The organism is Vicinamibacterales bacterium (assembly GCA_035699745.1).
Classification (GTDB): domain Bacteria; phylum Acidobacteriota; class Vicinamibacteria; order Vicinamibacterales; family 2-12-FULL-66-21; genus JAICSD01.
Window position 1 is genome coordinate 39,042 of sequence record DASSPH010000017.1, and the last position, 16,583, is coordinate 55,624.

Sequence of the window (16,583 nt, forward strand, 5' to 3'; positions counted from 1 at the left end):
CGGGCGTGAACGAAGACCGAGGCGCTCGCTACCACCGCCTGCGGCGGCAGGCGGGCGTGGTGTCCACGATCGCGGCCGCCGCGTGGCTGGGCGCGCTCGCGCTCACTGGATGGGCCGCCGGCCTGCCGCTCGCCGCGGCGGTCGCCGTGCTTGCCGCCGGCGGCGAGGCGGTCACCTTCCCCTTCACCGTCTACAAGAGCTTCGTGCTCGATCGCAGGTACGGGCTCACGTCCGAGTCCTTTGCGACCTGGCTGCGCGATCACCTGAAGGCGTTCGCGCTCGGTCTCGCGCTCTCGGAGATCGCCGCGTTCGCCGTTTACTGGTCGATGGGCGCCGCCGGCGCCGCGTGGTGGGGCGTATCCGCGATCTTCTTTGCCGCGGCCGGCATGCTGCTGTCACGCCTCGCGCCGGTGATTCTGATGCCGCTGTTCTACCGGTTCCGGCCGCTGGAGCGGGAGGCGCTGCGCGAGCGGCTGATGCTGCTGTCACAGCGGGCGGGTGTGCGCGTGCTCGGCGCCTTCGAGTGGGGGCTCGGCGAAAAGACGACGAGGGCGAACGCGGCGCTGGTCGGCGCGGGACGCACGCGCCGCATCCTGCTCTCCGACACGCTGCTGCAGCAGTACTCGGACGACGAGATCGAGGTGATCCTCGCGCACGAGCTGGCGCATCACGTCCACCACGATCTGTGGAGCGCCCTCGCCCTCGAGACGGGGGTGGTCGCCGCCGCGCTGCTGATCGGCCACGTCGCGATCCGCGCCGCCGGCTACCAGCTGGCGGACCCGGCGTCGCTGCCGCTCCTGGTGCTGGCTGCCGGCGCCGTTTCGCTGGCCCTGACGCCGATCGGCACGGCGTGGTCCCGCCACAACGAACGGCGCGCGGATCGGTTCGCGCTGGCGCTGACCGGCCGGCACGACGCGTTCATCTCGGCGATGCGCCGCCTCGGGGCGCAGAACCTGGCGGAGACGGATCCGTCGCCGCCGGTCCGCTGGTTCTTCCACACCCACCCCACGATCGACGAACGGATTGCGGCGGCGCGGCAGGCCGGCAGCTAGGATCGCGGACGCCCGGCCCGGGGGGGCTTACCGGTGGCATAGAATGCAGCCCCATGCGGCGTCGAACGACTGTGGGCTGCGCCATTCTGCTCCTGGCAGCGTTGTCGCTCCACGCCCAACGTCCGGGCATCACCACTCCGGAGCAGGCGCTCGGCTTCGCGCTCGGCGACGACTACCAGCTCGCCAACTACACGCAGATCGAAAGCTACTGGAAGACGCTCGACAAGGAGTCCGATCGGATCGTCCTCCACGACATGGGGAAGACCGCGGAAGGCCGCACGCAATGGATGGCGATCGTCACCTCGCCTCGCAATCACCGCAGCCTCGCGCGGTATCGCGACATCTCGCGGCGGCTGGCGCTGGCCGAGGGGCTCACCGACGATCAGGCGCGGGCGCTCGCCCGGGAGGGGAAGGCGGTCGTCTGGATCGACGGCGGGCTCCACGCCACCGAGACGCTCGGCGCGCAGCAGCTCGCGCAGATGGTCTACGAGATGGCCAGCCGTGACGACGAGGAGACGCGGCGTTTCCTCGACGACTGCATCATCCTGTTCGTCCACGCCAACCCGGACGGCAACGATCTGGTCGCCGACTGGTACATGCGCAATGCGGATCCGCGCCAGCGCTCGCTGGCGAACCTGCCGCGCCTCTACCAGAAATACATCGGCCACGACAACAACCGCGACTTCTTCGCGTCGACGCAGCCGGAGACCGAGAACATCAACCGCGTGCTCTACCACGAGTGGCTGCCGCAGATTCTCTACAACCACCATCAGAGCGGTCCGGCGGGCACCGTCGTCTGGTCCTCGCCGCAGCGCGATCCCTACAACTACAACCTCGATCCGCTCCTGATCCTCGGCCTGCAGGCGCTCGGCACCCACATGCACCAGTGGCTCGCCGCGGAAGGCAAGCCGGGCGCGACGATGGCCTCGGGCGGCGCCTACGACGGCTGGTGGAACGGCGGCATCCGCAACACCGGGAACTTCCACAACATCATCGCCATCCTGACCGAAACGATCGGCAGCCCGACGCCGATGCGGATTCCGCTGGTGGCGCAGCGGCAGATCCCGAGCCGCGACCTGCCGTATCCGATCGCGCCGCAGGAATGGCGGTTCAGGCAGTCGATCGACTACTCGCTGTCGTTCAATCGCGGCGTGCTCGATTACGCGTCGCGCAACCGCGAGAACCTGCTGTTCAACATCTACAAGATGGGGCAGCGATCGATCGAGCGAGGCAGCGGCGATTACTGGACGCCGTCCCCGTCGCGCATCAACGCGCTGCCGGCCTCGGGCCAGGGAGGTCGCGGGGGTGGAAACCCGGAGGCGGACGCCGCCGCATGGGCGGCGCTCCGCAGGCCCGAGCTCCGCGACCCGCGCGCCTTCGTCGTTCCGGCGAATCAGCCGGACTTTCCCACGGCGGTGAAGTTCATCAACGCGCTCCGCGAGGTCAACGTCGCGGTGCATCGCGCCACGGCGCCGTTCCAGGCAGCGGGCAAATCCTATCCGGCGGGGTCCTTCGTCGTCTTCACCAATCAGGCGTTCCGTCCGCACGTGCTCGACATGTTCGAGCCGCAGGATCATCCGAACGTCATTCCGTATCCCGGGGCGCCGCCGACGCGGCCGTACGACAACGCCGGCTGGACGCTGGCCTACCAGATGGGCATCGAGTTCGACCGGGTGCTCGAGGGATTCAGCGGCCCCTTCGAGAAGGTGACGGAGTGGAACGTGCCGGTGCCGCGCGTGACGGTGCCGTGCAGCAGGACGCAGAACGACTGTTTCCTGGCGATGAACCGTGCGTCGAAGGCGTCCGCGTCCGCTGCGGCGCGCGGCATGCGCATCGCGCTCTGGGACCAGTACGGCGGGTCGATGGAGTCGGGCTGGACCCGCTGGATCCTCGAACAGTTCCAGTTCCCCTTCGCGCGCGTGTTCGCGCCCGAACTGGACGCGGGGAATCTGAACGCGAAGTACGACGTCCTGATCTTCCCGAGCGGTGCGATCCCGGCGCCGCCGTCTCCCGCGGGCGGCCGCCCGCCGGCAGGCTCAGGACAGACGGGACGAGGCGGCGGCGCCGCGGGACCGGATCCGCAGACGATTCCCGCGGAGTACCGGAGTCAGCTCGGACGCGTCACCACGGACAAGACGATTCCGCAGATCCGCGCCTTCGCCGAGAACGGCGGAACGGTCGTCGCGATCAGCGACGCGGCGATGAATCTCGCGGCGCAGTTGAAGCTGCCGGTGGAGAACCATCTCGTCGAGAATGGCGAGCCGCTGCCGGCGTCGACGTATTTCGTGCCGGGCTCCGTGCTCGCGGCGAGGGTCGATACCAGCCACCCGCTCGCCGCCGGCATGAAGGAGCGGACGGATGTCTTCTTCGACAACAGCCCGGTCTTCAAGCTGGCGCCCGGCGCCGAGGCCGCCGGCGTCCGTGCGTTCGCGCGGTTCGATTCGGCGGCGCCGCTCCGCAGCGGCTGGGCGTGGGGGCAGAAGTACCTGGACGGCGGCATCCTCGCGATCGAGGCGCGGCTGGGGAAGGGGCGCGTGATCCTGTACGGGCCCGAGATCCTGCAGCGCGCCCAGCCGCACGGCACGTTCAAGCTGCTGTTCAACGCGCTGGTCGCCGGCGGCCGGTAACCAGTTGCCAGTGACCAGTTGCCAGTAACCAGTTGCCAGTAACCAGTTACCAGTAACCAGTTGCCAGTAACCCGTTGCCGGTTGTCTCGCCACCTTGCAGATACAATCCTGCTCACCGCCATGCGTACGCCGACAGCACTTCTGCTCGCCCTCGCGCTCTTCGCCTCGACCCCTGTCGCCCAGAGCCGCAGCGGCGCGGTTCCGGCGCCAGAGTCGATCTTCGGCTTCACCGCCGGTGCCGACTACAAGCTCGCCACCTACGACCAGTCGATCGAGTATTTCAAGCAGCTCGCGGACGCCAGCCGCCACCTGAAGCTGTTCGAAGCGGGAAAGACGACGCAGGGCCGGACCATGTACTTCGCGCTGATCTCCAGCCCGCAGAACCTGGCCAATCTGGATCGTCACCGCGAGATCTGGCAGCGGCTCGCGCATCCGCAGGGACTGACCGACGCGGAGGCGCAGAAACTCGCCGCCGAAGGCGTCGCGCTGGTGCACATCGACGGCGGGCTGCACGCCACCGAGGTGGCCGGGCCGCAGCACGCGCCGCTTCTCGCCTACGACCTGCTGCGCAAGGCCAATGAGCCGGCGACCAGAGCCATGCTCGACAACGTCGTGCTGATGTTGTGGCCGACGATCAATCCGGATGGCCAGCAGATGGTCGCCGAGTGGTACATGAAGAACGTCGGCACGCCGTACGAATTGTCTCCGCTGCCGCAGCTCTATCAGGAGTACGTGGGCCACGACAACAACCGCGACGCCTACATGCTCAACATGATCGAGTCGCGCGCCATCGAGCACACCTGGCGGCAGTGGGAGCCGCAGATCGTCTACGTGCACCACCAGGTCGGGCCGTTTCCCACCCGCATCTGGCTGCCGCCGTTCTCGGAGCCGGTCGGCGTCGAAGCGCCGCCGGTCATCGCGCGCGAGATCAACATGATCGGAATGGCGATCGCGAAGGCGCTCGACGAGAACGGCCAGCCAGGGGCGACTCACATGGGCCGCGCCTTCGACGCGTGGTATCCCGGTTACATCGACTACGCGCCGATTTTCAAGAACGTGGCGGCGTACTGGACCGAGACGGCGCTGTTCTCGTATGCCACGCCGCGCCAGTACACGATCGACGACTTCCCGCAGAACATGCGCGACCTGCGGCCGCAGAGCCTGTACTCGAGCCCGTGGAAACCGGGGTGGTGGCGGCTCCGCGACGCGGTCGAGTACATGGAGACGGCGTCGCTCGCCACGATCGAGTTCGCGGCGAAGTACAAGGACTCACTGCTGATGAACCGGTATCGTGCCGGGCGCGATCAGGTCGCGCTGGGCGCGACGAAGCCGCCGTACGCCTACGTCGTTCCGCAGCAGCAGCGGGATCCGGTCGCGCCGGTCGAACTGCTGCGCCGTCTTGCCTTCGGCGGCGTCCGCGTGTCGCAGTTGACCGAGGCGGCGTCGATCGACGGCGTGGCCTACCCGGCAGGCACGTGGATCGTGCCGACGGATCAGGAATTCGCGGCCATGGCGCGCGAGGTGCTCGACGTGCAGCGCTATCCGGATCTGCGTCAGTATCCGGGCGGACCGCCGGAACGTCCGTACGACGCCGCCGGATGGACGCTGCCGCTCCAGATGGGCATTCGCGTCGCCGCCGCGTCCACGCCGCTGTCCGCCGACGTGCGCACGAAGATGAAGCTGCTCGGTCCGCCGCCGGACGTGAAGGTCAAGCCGGTCCCTTACAGCTCCGCGGATCGGGATGCCGCCCCCTACGACAGCGTGCCCGGCGCAGGCTTCGACACCCATCCCGGCGCCGCCGCCATCGTGCCGCCCGGCGGCCGCATCACCGGAGAGGGCGCGGCCCTGGCGCTCGATCCGGCACAGAACAACACCTACCGCGCGCTGAACCGCGCGTGGGCGAGCGGCGGCTCGGTGCACTACGCGGACGGCCGCTATCTCGTGTCCGGTCTCACGCAGCCGCAGCAGGACGCGCTGGTCAAGTCGCTCGCGCTGGTGGCGCAACGAGCCGCGGCCGGCGCATCCGCAGTGGCGAAGCCGCGCATCGGCCTGTTCCGCCCGTGGAGCGGCAGCATGGACGAAGGGTGGACGCGCTGGCTGCTCGAGCAGTACGGGTTCGAGTACGTGACGCTCCGTCCCGCCGATTTCAGGACGCCGCTCTCCGGAAGAGTCGACGCCGTGATCCTGGCGGACGATGCGCGGCTGCCGGTCGAGGGGGCGGCGGGCGGACGCGGTTCTTCGGCGGGGGCGGCGGCGGGGGGTCAGGGCGGCCGCGGCGGCGGCGCGGGGCGCGAGGTGCGTCCCGAGTACGCCACCCGGTTGACCGCGGCGGACCTGGCCACGTTCGAGCAGTTCGTGCGCGGCGGCGGCACGCTGATCTGTGTGAACGCCGCCAGCTCGTTCGCGATTCAGCAGTTCAAGCTCCCGGTGAGGAACGCGGTCGCGGGCATGCGCTCCGACGATTTCTTCATGCACGGCACGATCGTGGAGGTGCTCGTCGATCGCAGCCACCAGGTGATGGCGGGCCTCGAAGAGAAGACGGCGGTGTTCGCTGACAGCAGCCCGGTGTTCGAGACGCTCGACGGCTTCAACGGGCGCGTGCTGGCCCGCTATCAGGATTCGGGGTCGCCGCTCCTGTCGGGATATCTGATCGGCGAGAAGAACCTGCAGGGCAAGGCCGCGGCGCTGGACGTCGAGGTGGATCGCGGCCGCGTGATTCTGCTCGGGTTCCGCCCGAATTGGCGCGGCCAGCCGTTCGGCACGTTCAAGGTGCTGTTCAACGCGGCACTGTTCTCGTCGACAGGAAAATGATCGCGGGCGCAGCCTGATTACTTCGGTGCGGTCACCGGGAGCGGGAGCCGCTGTCGCAGCTCGCGCAGCCATTGCAGCACCACGAGAGCGCGCCCGGCTGTTGCGGGAGCGGCGGCGAGCAGCGCGCGTCCTGTGCTGGTGACGGCAAGCACCTGCGCGCCGGGGCGCGCGGCGATCGTCTCACGCGTCCGGACGCTGCGGCCGTCGAGATCGACGGCCGCGCGGATCACGGTGCCGCCCGAGGCGTAATAGATCGCGCGTCCGTCCCCGCTCCATTGCGGGCGGGTGCCACCGCCGTTCGAGACCGGAATTCGCGCGCCGCCGTCGACGGCGCGCGCCACGATCTCGGTCCGTCCCGATTCGTCCGACTCCAGGGCCAGCCAGCGTCCGTCGGGCGAGAGTGACGGCGAACGTTCGTTGAACGGTCCCGTCTCGAGGATCGCGGGGGCGCCGCCTGCTGCAGGCACGATCGCCGCTGCGGTATGACCGCTGCCCGTCACCGTGGTGATCGCGATGCGGCCGTCCGCGGCGATCGACGAGGGGAATGCGTGCGCGCCGGCGGTGCGCACGACGCGCGCGGCTTCGCCGCCGCCCACGGCACGCGACGCGATCGTGTAAGGGCCGTTCGTGCGGGTTGCGAAGAACAGACGCGTGCCGTCGGGGGACCACGCCGGCGACACGTTGGAACCGCCGTAGGTGATGCGCGTGAGCGCGCCCGACGACAGGTCCGCGATCCAGACGTCCGCGCCGCTGCCGTCCGCCAGCACGCCGGCGACGCGCCGTCCGTCCGGGGCGACCGCAATCGACGACAGACGCGACAGCGCGGCCGCGCCGGCGCCGTCGCTCCACAGCGGCGTTCGCATTCCGGGCGGCGTCGCGGCGACGAGGGTTCCACCCGCGATCGCGAAGTGCGCGATGCCCTCGCCGCCGGTGACCGACGCGAGCACCGAGTCCGCTTCGCCGGTCAGCGCAAGCGTGCGCTCGTCGAACGTCGCCGCCTGCAGATCGCTGCCTGCCGAGAGGAGCAGGTATCCCGGCCCGGCGATCGTGGCCCTGGTCACGCCGGCGCGAAGGATCTTCCAGTCGTTCGTCCGCGCCGGCTTGACGGCGAGCTCGCCGGGCGCGTCCGGCAGCGGCGACGCGGCAATGGTGAAGAGCAGCGCCCCTCCCGGCAGCCATGCCGGGTGCACGTGCCGCAGCTCGCCGCGCTCGCTTCGCGGCGAGGTCAGCGCCGTCACAGCGCCACCCTGGTCGGGCACCACGGCGAGGCCGCCGGCGGGACGTCCGGCAAAGACGATCCGCCCATCGCCAGACCACGCCGCGCCGCCGGGAACCGCGGCGTCCGCGAGGATCGCCGGCGCGCCGCCGGCGGAGGGGATTTTCTTGAGCTTGCCGTCGGCGAAGAAGCCGATCCAGCGTCCGTCGGGAGAGAAGAACGGCGCCGACGCGCCGTCCGTGCCGGGCAGCCGCGCTGGGTCCAGCCGATCCACGCGGCGGACGTACACCGCGCACCCCGCGCCGTCGTCCGCGCACGCGGCCCACGCGAGCGTGGCGCCGTCGGCGGAGACGGCCAGCGCCGGCGCGCGCGTGTCGAACGACGTGCCGTCCGCCGGGCGCAGCTCGAACCGCGCGATCGGCGGTGGTTCGGGCACGGGGTGTCCGGCCGTCAGCCGCCAGAGCGCCGCTGCGGCGGCCGCGGCGCAGAGAATCGCGATGCTCCATGGCAGCAACTGCCACGCGATCGACGGTTTCACAGCCGCCGGGGTCGCAGGAATTGCCCGTGGCTGGCTGGACACGGCAACGTGCTGTTCCGGGGTCCGACCCCCGATCGCGTCCGCGGCTGCCGGATTGGCGTCAGACCCCGAGACGGCGGCGACGAAGCGGTAGCCGCGGCGGTGGATGGTCTGGATGTAGCGGGGGGACTGCGGATCGTCGCCAAGCGCCTGGCGCAGGAAGCTGACCGCCTCGGCGAGCGAAGTGTCGGTGACGAAGGCGTCCTTCCACACCGCGTCCAGCAGATCCTGCCGCGCCACCACCTGGCCGGCGCGATCGATCAGCAGTTCGAGCACACCCAGCACGCGCGGCGGCAGCGCCACCTCGGCGCCGTCGCGCCAGAGCAGGCGGCTCTGACGATCGAAGGCGAACGGCCCGAAGCTGACCCGCATCCCTGCACACGTTATCAAACATGCACTTGGGGAATTCTTCGCACCGGCCGCGGAGAAACCCCCGCGGAACCGCCAGAGCCGGGCGACGATCGCGAAAAATGCGCAGGAATTGCGGCTTCTCCCGCGGCATACCCGTTGCTCCTCGTCGGGCCACCGGCGACAGGCCACAGACCGCGGACTTCGGAGGACGTCGATGCAGCTGCAGACCGGAACCGTGTACGGACCACTCAACTCGATGCGCTTCGGCCACATGCTCGGGGTCAATCTCGCTCCGTCGGGACACAAGGCCTGCAACTTCGACTGCACCTACTGCCAATACGGACCAAGCGAGGCCCGGCAGGAAGGGGAGTTCCCCGAGCCGGCGCGGGTCATCGAGGCGGTGGACGAGGCGCTGCAGCAGCACTCGGACGTCGACACGATCGTCGTCGCCGGCACCGGCGAGCCGACGCTGCATCCCGCGTTCGCGCGGATCGCAGACGGACTGTGGGCGCTGCGCGGGCAGCGGGCGCCGCACGCGAAGCTCGCGCTGGTCTCGAACGGATCCACGCTGAACCGCCTCGACGTCGTGTACAGCCTGTCGCGCTTCGACCTGCGCTGCATGAAGCTGGACGCCGGCGACGCCACGACGTTCCGGGTGATCAACGCGCCGTCGGTGCCGCTCGGGCGGCTGATCGCGGATCTCAGGTTCGTCGGCGGCCTGACCGTCCAGTCCAGATTCGTGCGCGATGCGGCGCGCGGGATCGACAACACCACCCCGCGAGCGGTGGATGCCTGGCTCGAGGCGATCGAACGGGTGCGCCCCGAGGCGGTCGAGATCAGCGCGCTGAGCGCGTCGCCGCGGGGCGGGGCGCTCCAGCCGGTGCCGCCGGCAGTGCTGGACGCGATCGCGGCCCGCGTGCGCGGACTTGGCGTCGAGGCCAGGGTTCTCGGCTGAGAACGCCCGCGCGGGTTCGGCTTGAGAAGAACTTAAGACTTTCTTCCGGCGTTTTGAACCCGCTTTCAATACTTCCTGCAGCCGGATCGCGCACGGTCTGGCGATGTCCATATTCGCGACCAAGTCGATCGAACAGATCAAGCAGGAACAAACCGGATCGGGCGACGCCACGCTGAAGCGGGTGCTCGGCCCCGGCCAGCTGACGATGCTGGGCGTTGGGGCGATCATCGGCACCGGCATCTTCGTGCTGACCGGACAGGCGGCCGCCGCCAACGCCGGGCCGGCCATCGTGATCGCGATGGTGCTCGCGGGCCTCACCAGCGTGCTCGCCGCGCTCTGCTATTCCGAGTTCGCCGCCAGCGTCCCGGTCGCCGGATCCGCCTACACCTATGCCTACGCGACGCTCGGCGAGTTCATCGCCTGGGTGATCGGCTGGGATCTGATCCTGGAGTACGCGCTCGGCGCGGCCACCGTCGCGGTCGGCTGGTCGGGGAACCTGGTCACGCTTCTGAATCAGCTCGGCATCGGCTTTCCGGCCGCCCTCAGCGCCGCGCCCGGGACGGCGATTCAGCTGGCCAACGGCGCGACCGTCACGGCGGTCTTCAACCTGCCTGCGGTGTTGATCACCGTCCTCGTGACCGCACTCCTCATGGTCGGCGTCAGCGAGTCGGCGCGCGTGAATTCGGTGATCGTGGTCGTCAAGGTCGCGATCGTGCTGGTGGTGATTGCCGCCGGCGCGCTGTTCATCGACACGGCCAACTGGCATCCCTTCATCCCCGAGAACACGGGCACGTTCGGCGAGTACGGGTGGAGCGGCGTTCTGCGCGGCGCCGGCGTCATCTTCTTCGCGTTCATCGGCTTCGACGCGGTGTCGACGTCCGCCCAGGAGGCGCGCAATCCCCAGCGCGACATGCCGCTCGGCATCCTCGGATCGCTGGCCATCTGCACCGTGCTGTTCGTCCTGATGTCCGGCGTGATGGTCGGCGTGGTGCCCTATAAACAGATGCTGAACGAGCCCGCTCCGCTGGTCATTGCGATGGAGGCGGCGGCGGGGCGCGCCGCGAATACACCCTGGGCGCCGCTGATGAATTCGCTGAGCATTCTCCTGACCGTCGGCGCGATCGCCGCGCTGACATCGGTGATGGTGGTGATGATGCTGGCGCAGCCGCGCATCTTCCTGGCGATGGCCAGGGACGGCCTCCTGCCGCGGTGGGCCGGCGTGGTGCATCCGAAATACAAGACGCCGCACCTTTCGACGCTGGTGACCGGGTTCGTCGTCGCGCTGGCGGCCGGGTTGACCCCGATCGCCACCCTCGGGCAGCTGGTGAGCATCGGCACGCTCATGGCGTTCGTCATCGTCTCGGCGGGGATCATCGTGCTGCGGCGCACGCGTCCCGATCTGCCCCGCCCCTTCCGCATGCCGCTGGTGCCGCTGCTGCCGATTCTCTCGGCGGTGGTCGCGCTGGTGCTGATGCTGGGGCTGCCCTGGGCGACCTGGGAGCGCCTGATCATCTGGATGGGGATCGGGGTTGCGATCTACTTTGCTTATGGCTACCGTCGCAGCCGGCTGCGGCTGCCGCAGCCGACCTATTCCGAAAACTGATGGAGCCCATTCATTAATTCTGTTTTGGGTGGTGCGGACGCAGCGTTACTCTCTCGTTCATGAGCAACAACACCAGCCGCTTTCTCGCCGTCAACTTGACCGAGTCCGAATGGCAGGCGCTGCGTGCGGTCACGCCGGACCCCTGCGGATGGATCAAGCAGCAGATCCAGACCCTGCTCGAGCAGTCGGGGATCAACGTGTCCGAGGATGATCACGACGGGGCTTTTGCCGTAGGATTTGCGGACTGATGTTCCACGCCGTCCACGTCATCGCTCGAAAGCGGGCCAAATGGGGCCAGCCGGCGGGACGTGTGGACGCGTACGTGACCTAGACGAATAAGCTCGAGCGCGCGACCCACTCAGAACAGACCGCCGGCTCACCAGGGCCGGCGGTCTTTTTTTGTGTCGGCGGCCGGTTCGATGCCGGCCTGTAGGAGGATCGGGGTATGCCTGCGGTTGTGATGAAGTTCGGCGGATCGTCCGTCGTCGACGCGGCGGCAATCGACCGCGTGGTGGCGATCGTCGAGCGCGAGCGCGCCAGGGGAAACACCCCTGTCGTGGTGGTCTCGGCGCTCGGCGGGGTGACGGACACCCTGCTGTCGCTGGCGAAGAGTGCGCGCGGCGGTGCCGCGGCCGAGGTGCGCGACGGCGTCGCGGCGCTGCTCGCCCGGCATCGCGCGCAGGCGGTTGCGCTCGGGGCGGACCGGGATCCATCGCTGGCGGCCGCCATCGACACCCTCGTTCAGGACCTGCAGCGCGTGCTGGACGCGATCCAGCAGCAGCCAGGGAGCGAACCCGCGGCGTTGGACGCCGTGGCGGCGACCGGCGAACTGCTGAGCAGCCGGCTGGTCGCCGCCGCGATGACCGGACGCGGCCTCCCGGCCGTGTGGATCGACGCCCGCGACGCGGTGCGGACCGACGATCGCTACACCTGCGCGGCGCCGCTCGTCGAGCAGACGAACGCCGCGGTGGAGGCGGCGATCGGACCGGTGGTGGCCGCCGGCCGAATCGCGGTGCTCGGCGGGTTCATCGGCCGCGCGCCCGACGGGAGCACCACCACGCTCGGCCGCGGCGGATCCGATTACTCCGCGTCGCTCGTCGGGGCCCCCCTGCATGCGGCGGAGATTCAGATCTGGACGGACGTGGACGGCATGCTCACCGCCGACCCGCGCATCGTTTACGATGCCGAGGTCGTGCCGCACCTGTCGTTCGCCGAGGCGTCCGAGCTGGCCTATTTCGGGGCCAAGGTGCTGCACCCCAGCACGATCTTCCCGGCGGTGTCGCGCAACATTCCGGTCCGCATTCTCAACAGCCGGCGTCCGGAGGCGCGCGGCACGCTGATTACCGCCGACCCGCCCGTCAACAGCCGGCCGTTCGCCGCGCTCGCCTGCAAGCGCGGCATCACGGTGATCGACATCACCTCGACCCGCATGCTGATGGCGCATGGCTTTCTCCTGCGTGTCTTCGCGGCCTTCGAGGCCGCGGAAACGGCGGTGGACGTCGTCACCACGTCGGAGGTCAGCGTCTCGGTCACGATCGACGACAACCGGCGCGGGCCCGAGATCGTCGCCTCGCTGCTGGAGTTCGCCGAGGTGACGGTCGAGGAGCAGATGGCCATCCTGACCGTCGTCGGGGATCGGCTGGCGACCAACTCGACGCTCGCGGCGCGGATCATCGGCGCCATGACGGGATTCCCGCTGCGGATGATCTCTCAGGCGGCATCGCGGAAGAACGTCACCATCGTGCTGCCGGAGGCGTCGCTCGCGCCGGCGATGATGCACCTGCATCGCGAGCTGTTCCGATCTCCGGCGCTCGCCGAGGCGGCGGCAGGGCAGGAGCCCGCACGGTGAGCCAGCGGCTGCTCCTCGTCGGGCACGGCCGCATGGGGCGGCTCGTCGAGTCGATCGCGGCGGAATCCGGTTTCGTCGTCGCCGGCACGATCACCAGCCGCACGGCGCACCAGCGCACGGAGTGGCCCGAAGCGGACGTGGTCGTGGACTTCTCGGTCGCGGATGCGGTGCCCGGAACCGTTGCCCGCCTGGCCCAGAGCGGCACACCGGTGGTGATCGGCACGACGGGCTGGCACGCGGATGAACCGGCAGTCCGCCTGACGGCAGCGTCGGGAAATCTCGGGGTGGTCGCCGCGCCGAACTTCGCGATTGGCGTCAATATCTTCCTGGCCGTTGCCGGCCAGCTCGGCGCGCTGATGGCCGCTCAGCCGGCATTCGGCGCGTGGATCCACGAGCTGCACCACGCGGCAAAGCGCGACGCGCCGTCAGGCACGGCACTCGCGCTCGCAGCGAGCCTGCGCGAATCGGGATACGACGCCGACGTCCCGATCGCCTCGACCCGCGCCGGGGCGATCCCCGGGACGCATACGCTGGGCTTCGACGCGGCCTCGGAAACGATCACCTTCACGCACCAGGCGCGCGACCGCGCGGCATTCGCGCGAGGCGCGCTCGCGGCGGCGCGCTGGGTGATCGGGAAACATGGCTGGTTCACCATGGCGGACGTAGTAGGGTTGGGTTCGCAGGCGAACGAACCCCCAAGGAGGACACGATGAGACGCCCATTCACTGGATGCGGCACCGCGCTGGTGACCCCGTTCCGCGGCGACGGATCGCTCGACGAGGCAGGGGTCTCCAGGCTCGCGCGGCGTCAGATCGACGCCGGGATCCATTTCCTGGTGCCGTGCGGCACGACCGGCGAAGTGCCGACGCTCACGGACGAGGAGCAGATCCGCGTCGTCCAGCTGGTCGTGGCCGAAGCGAAGGGACGCGTCCCGGTGCTTGCGGGAGCAGGCGGGTACAACACCCGTGAAGTCATCCACGCTGCCAGGCGCATGCGCGATGCCGGCGCGGACGGCATTCTCTCGGTCACTCCCTACTACAACAAGCCGACGCCCGAGGGGCTCTATCAGCACTACCGCGCGATCGCCGAAGCGGTGGGCCTGCCGATCGTGGTCTACAACGTGCCCGGACGGACCGGGTGCAACGTCGATCCGGCGACGCTCGTGCGCCTCAGCACCATTCCCAACATCGTCGGGGTCAAGGAAGCGTCGGGCAACGTCACGCAGATGTGCGAGATCTGCGCCAGCGTTCCCGCCGACTTCATCGTGCTCTCGGGTGACGATGCGCTGACGCTGCCGCTGATGGCCATCGGCGGCCGCGGCATCGTCTCGGTTGCGTCGAACGAGATTCCCTCGGAGATGAGCCGCATGGTGGAGCTGGCGGAGCGCGGTGACTTCGCCGGCGCGCGCGCGCTGCACCAGCGGCTGATGCCCTTGCTGCAGGTGAACTTCATCGAGTCGAATCCGATCCCGGTGAAGAGCGCGATGGCGATTCTCGGCCTGCTGGAAGAGGTGTATCGGCTGCCGATGGTGCCGCCGCGTCCCGCGTCGAAGCAGAAGATCGAGGCGGTCCTGCAGGCGCTCGGCATCACTGGAGGGGTTCCGGCGTGACGACAGCCGTGCTCGAAGAGACCGTCGAGCGGCTTGCGGCGGCCGGCGCCGAGGCGCCGCGCGAGGAGGCGCGCCAGGCATTCGCGGCCCTGCGCGCGGCCCTGTCGGACGGCACGGTGCGCGCCGCGGAGCCGGATGCCTCGGCCCCCGGCGGGTGGAAAGTGAACGCCTGGGTCAAGCGCGGCATCCTGCTCGGATTCCGCTTCGGGGACATCATCGACATGTCGGCGGATCACGGGCGCTGGCCGTTCTTCGACAAGGACACGCTGCCGCTGAAAGCGATCGGCGCGTGGTCGGCGGTCCGCGTCGTGCCGGGAGGATCGACGATTCGCGACGGCGCATGGCTCGGACGCGGCGTGATCTGCATGCCGCCGATGTTCGTCAACATCGGCGCCTACGTCGGCGACGAGACGCTGATCGACTCGCACGCGCTGGTCGGGTCGTGCGCGCAGATCGGATCGCGGGTGCACCTGAGCGCGGCGGCGCAGATCGGCGGCGTGATCGAGCCGGTCGGCGCGCTGCCCGTGATCGTCGAGGACGACGTGCTGGTCGGCGGCAATTGCGGCGTCTACGAAGGGACCATCGTCAAGCGCCGGGCGGTGCTCGCCGCGGGCACGATTCTGACGGCGTCGACGCCCCTCTACGACCTGCCGAACGATCGCATCGTGGAGCCGGTGGCGGGCCAGCCGCTGATCGTTCCGGAAGCGGCGGTGGTGGTGCCGGGAACCCGGCCGGTGACGTCAGGCAAGGGGCGCGAGTGGGGGCTGTCGATCGCCGCGCCGATCATCGTGAAATATCGCGACGAGAGGACTTCGGCGAGGACCGCGCTCGAATCATGGATACGCTAGCAGCGGTGGCGTTCGCGCGGGAACTGATCGACATCGACTCGACGACCGGGCGCGAACAACAGGCGGGGGAATGGCTCGCGGCGCGGCTGGACGCGCTCGGATACCGCGTCGAGCGCCAGCCCGTCGCCGACGGGCGGTTCAATGTGTTCGCGCGCCTCGACGATCCGGTCGTGGTCCTCTCGACGCACTTCGACTGCGTCCCGCCGTTCTTCCCCAGCGACGTCCGTGACGGCACGCTGTTCGGCCGCGGCTCGTGCGACGCCAAGGGGATTCTCGCCGCCCAGGTGGCGGCGGCGGAGCAGATGCGCGCGCGAGGCGAGCGGCGCATCGGCCTCCTCTTCGTCGTCGGCGAAGAACGCGGCAGCGACGGCGCGGCGGTGGCGAATGCCGCCGCGCCGGGATCGGCCTTTCTCATCAACGGCGAGCCGACGGACAACCGGCTCGGAACGGCGACGCGAGGGATGCTGCGGCTGCGTCTCTCGGCGGCGGGGCGCGCCGCCCATTCCGCCGCCCCGGAGCAGGGCATCTCCGCCATCGACAAGCTGCTGGATGCTCTGGTCCGGATGCGCCAGCTGAAATGGCCGGGCGATCCGGAGCTGGGGGAGACCTTCTACACCATCGGCCTGATCGAAGGCGGCGTCGCGCCGAACGTCATCTCGCCGGCGGCCTCGGCGGAGGTCATGTTCCGCATCGTCGGATCTCCCGACGACGTGCTGCAGGTGGCGCGCACGCTGGAGCCGGCGGTTGCGGTCGAAGAAGTGCTCCGCGTTCCCATGGTGCGCCTGCATACCATCCCCGGGATCAGGAGCGCGCTGTTTCCGTTCACGACGGATGTTCCGCTCCTCGATCGCTGGGGGGCGCCGCTTCTCTACGGCCCCGGGTCGTTTCTCGACGCGCATACGGCGCAGGAGCATCTCACGATCGCGGCACTGGAGCAGGCGATCGCGGGATATCAGACGCTCGCGTCGGCGTGCCTGGCAGCGGATAGAAAGCACGCATCGCCGTCATCATCGGCGCGCATCTCGAACTGAAACTGCGGGAAGTTCACCGATTGGCGCGCAGTACACATGCGCGCAATACCGACA

General features: G+C 69.5%; 12 protein-coding genes. 11 read left to right on the top strand and 1 reads right to left on the bottom strand.

What is annotated here, in order from left to right:
* Positions 1 to 5: 5 nt before the first annotated feature.
* The 3 genes from VFK57_03105 to VFK57_03115 all read left to right on the top strand — a co-directional run bounded on the left by VFK57_03105 (position 6) and on the right by VFK57_03115 (position 6,490).
* Complete coding sequence (locus tag VFK57_03105; GenBank protein HET7694669.1) at positions 6 to 1,052, top strand: M48 family metallopeptidase; 1,047 nt, start codon at positions 6 to 8, stop codon at positions 1,050 to 1,052.
* Positions 1,053 to 1,105: 53 nt separating this feature from the next.
* On the top strand, positions 1,106 to 3,679 hold the full coding sequence (locus VFK57_03110) for a M14 metallopeptidase family protein (GenBank protein HET7694670.1): 2,574 nt from the start codon (positions 1,106 to 1,108) through the stop codon (positions 3,677 to 3,679).
* Positions 3,680 to 3,799: 120 nt separating this feature from the next.
* Positions 3,800 to 6,490 (top strand): M14 metallopeptidase family protein, encoded by a 2,691-nt coding sequence (locus VFK57_03115; GenBank protein HET7694671.1) that lies wholly within the window; start codon positions 3,800 to 3,802, stop codon positions 6,488 to 6,490.
* Between the two features lie 17 nt (positions 6,491 to 6,507).
* On the opposite strand, the gene VFK57_03120 is transcribed toward VFK57_03115, so the two are convergent.
* Positions 6,508 to 8,655 (bottom strand): LpqB family beta-propeller domain-containing protein, encoded by a 2,148-nt coding sequence (locus VFK57_03120; GenBank protein ID HET7694672.1) that lies wholly within the window; start codon positions 8,653 to 8,655, stop codon positions 6,508 to 6,510.
* 193 nt (positions 8,656 to 8,848) lie between these two features.
* On the opposite strand from VFK57_03120, the gene VFK57_03125 reads away from it, so the two are divergent.
* From VFK57_03125 to VFK57_03160, 8 genes are all read left to right on the top strand, one after another.
* Positions 8,849 to 9,589 (top strand): radical SAM protein, encoded by a 741-nt coding sequence (locus VFK57_03125; protein ID HET7694673.1) that lies wholly within the window; start codon positions 8,849 to 8,851, stop codon positions 9,587 to 9,589.
* Positions 9,590 to 9,692: 103 nt separating this feature from the next.
* Positions 9,693 to 11,192 carry an amino acid permease gene (locus VFK57_03130; protein HET7694674.1) on the top strand — a complete coding sequence of 500 codons (1,500 nt, stop codon included), beginning with the start codon at positions 9,693 to 9,695 and terminating at the stop codon, positions 11,190 to 11,192.
* A 59-nt stretch (positions 11,193 to 11,251) separates the two neighbouring features.
* A complete protein-coding gene (locus tag VFK57_03135; GenBank protein HET7694675.1) occupies positions 11,252 to 11,440 on the top strand; it encodes a hypothetical protein in 189 nt (62 codons plus the stop codon).
* Between the two features lie 197 nt (positions 11,441 to 11,637).
* Positions 11,638 to 13,041 (top strand): lysine-sensitive aspartokinase 3, encoded by a 1,404-nt coding sequence (gene lysC, locus VFK57_03140; protein HET7694676.1) that lies wholly within the window; start codon positions 11,638 to 11,640, stop codon positions 13,039 to 13,041.
* A complete protein-coding gene (locus VFK57_03145) occupies positions 13,038 to 13,754 on the top strand; it encodes a dihydrodipicolinate reductase C-terminal domain-containing protein (GenBank protein HET7694677.1) in 717 nt (238 codons plus the stop codon). The genes lysC and VFK57_03145 overlap by 4 nt, the downstream gene beginning before the upstream one ends.
* Entirely contained in the window at positions 13,751 to 14,650 is a 900-nt protein-coding gene (gene dapA / locus VFK57_03150; protein HET7694678.1) for a 4-hydroxy-tetrahydrodipicolinate synthase, read from the top strand. Before VFK57_03145 ends, dapA begins: the two co-directional genes overlap by 4 nt.
* Positions 14,647 to 15,498, top strand: coding sequence for a 2,3,4,5-tetrahydropyridine-2,6-dicarboxylate N-succinyltransferase (locus tag VFK57_03155; protein HET7694679.1), 852 nt, complete (start codon positions 14,647 to 14,649; stop codon positions 15,496 to 15,498). Before dapA ends, VFK57_03155 begins: the two co-directional genes overlap by 4 nt.
* Complete coding sequence (locus VFK57_03160) at positions 15,486 to 16,529, top strand: M20/M25/M40 family metallo-hydrolase (protein ID HET7694680.1); 1,044 nt, start codon at positions 15,486 to 15,488, stop codon at positions 16,527 to 16,529. The genes VFK57_03155 and VFK57_03160 overlap by 13 nt, the downstream gene beginning before the upstream one ends.
* Positions 16,530 to 16,583 lie beyond the last annotated feature (54 nt).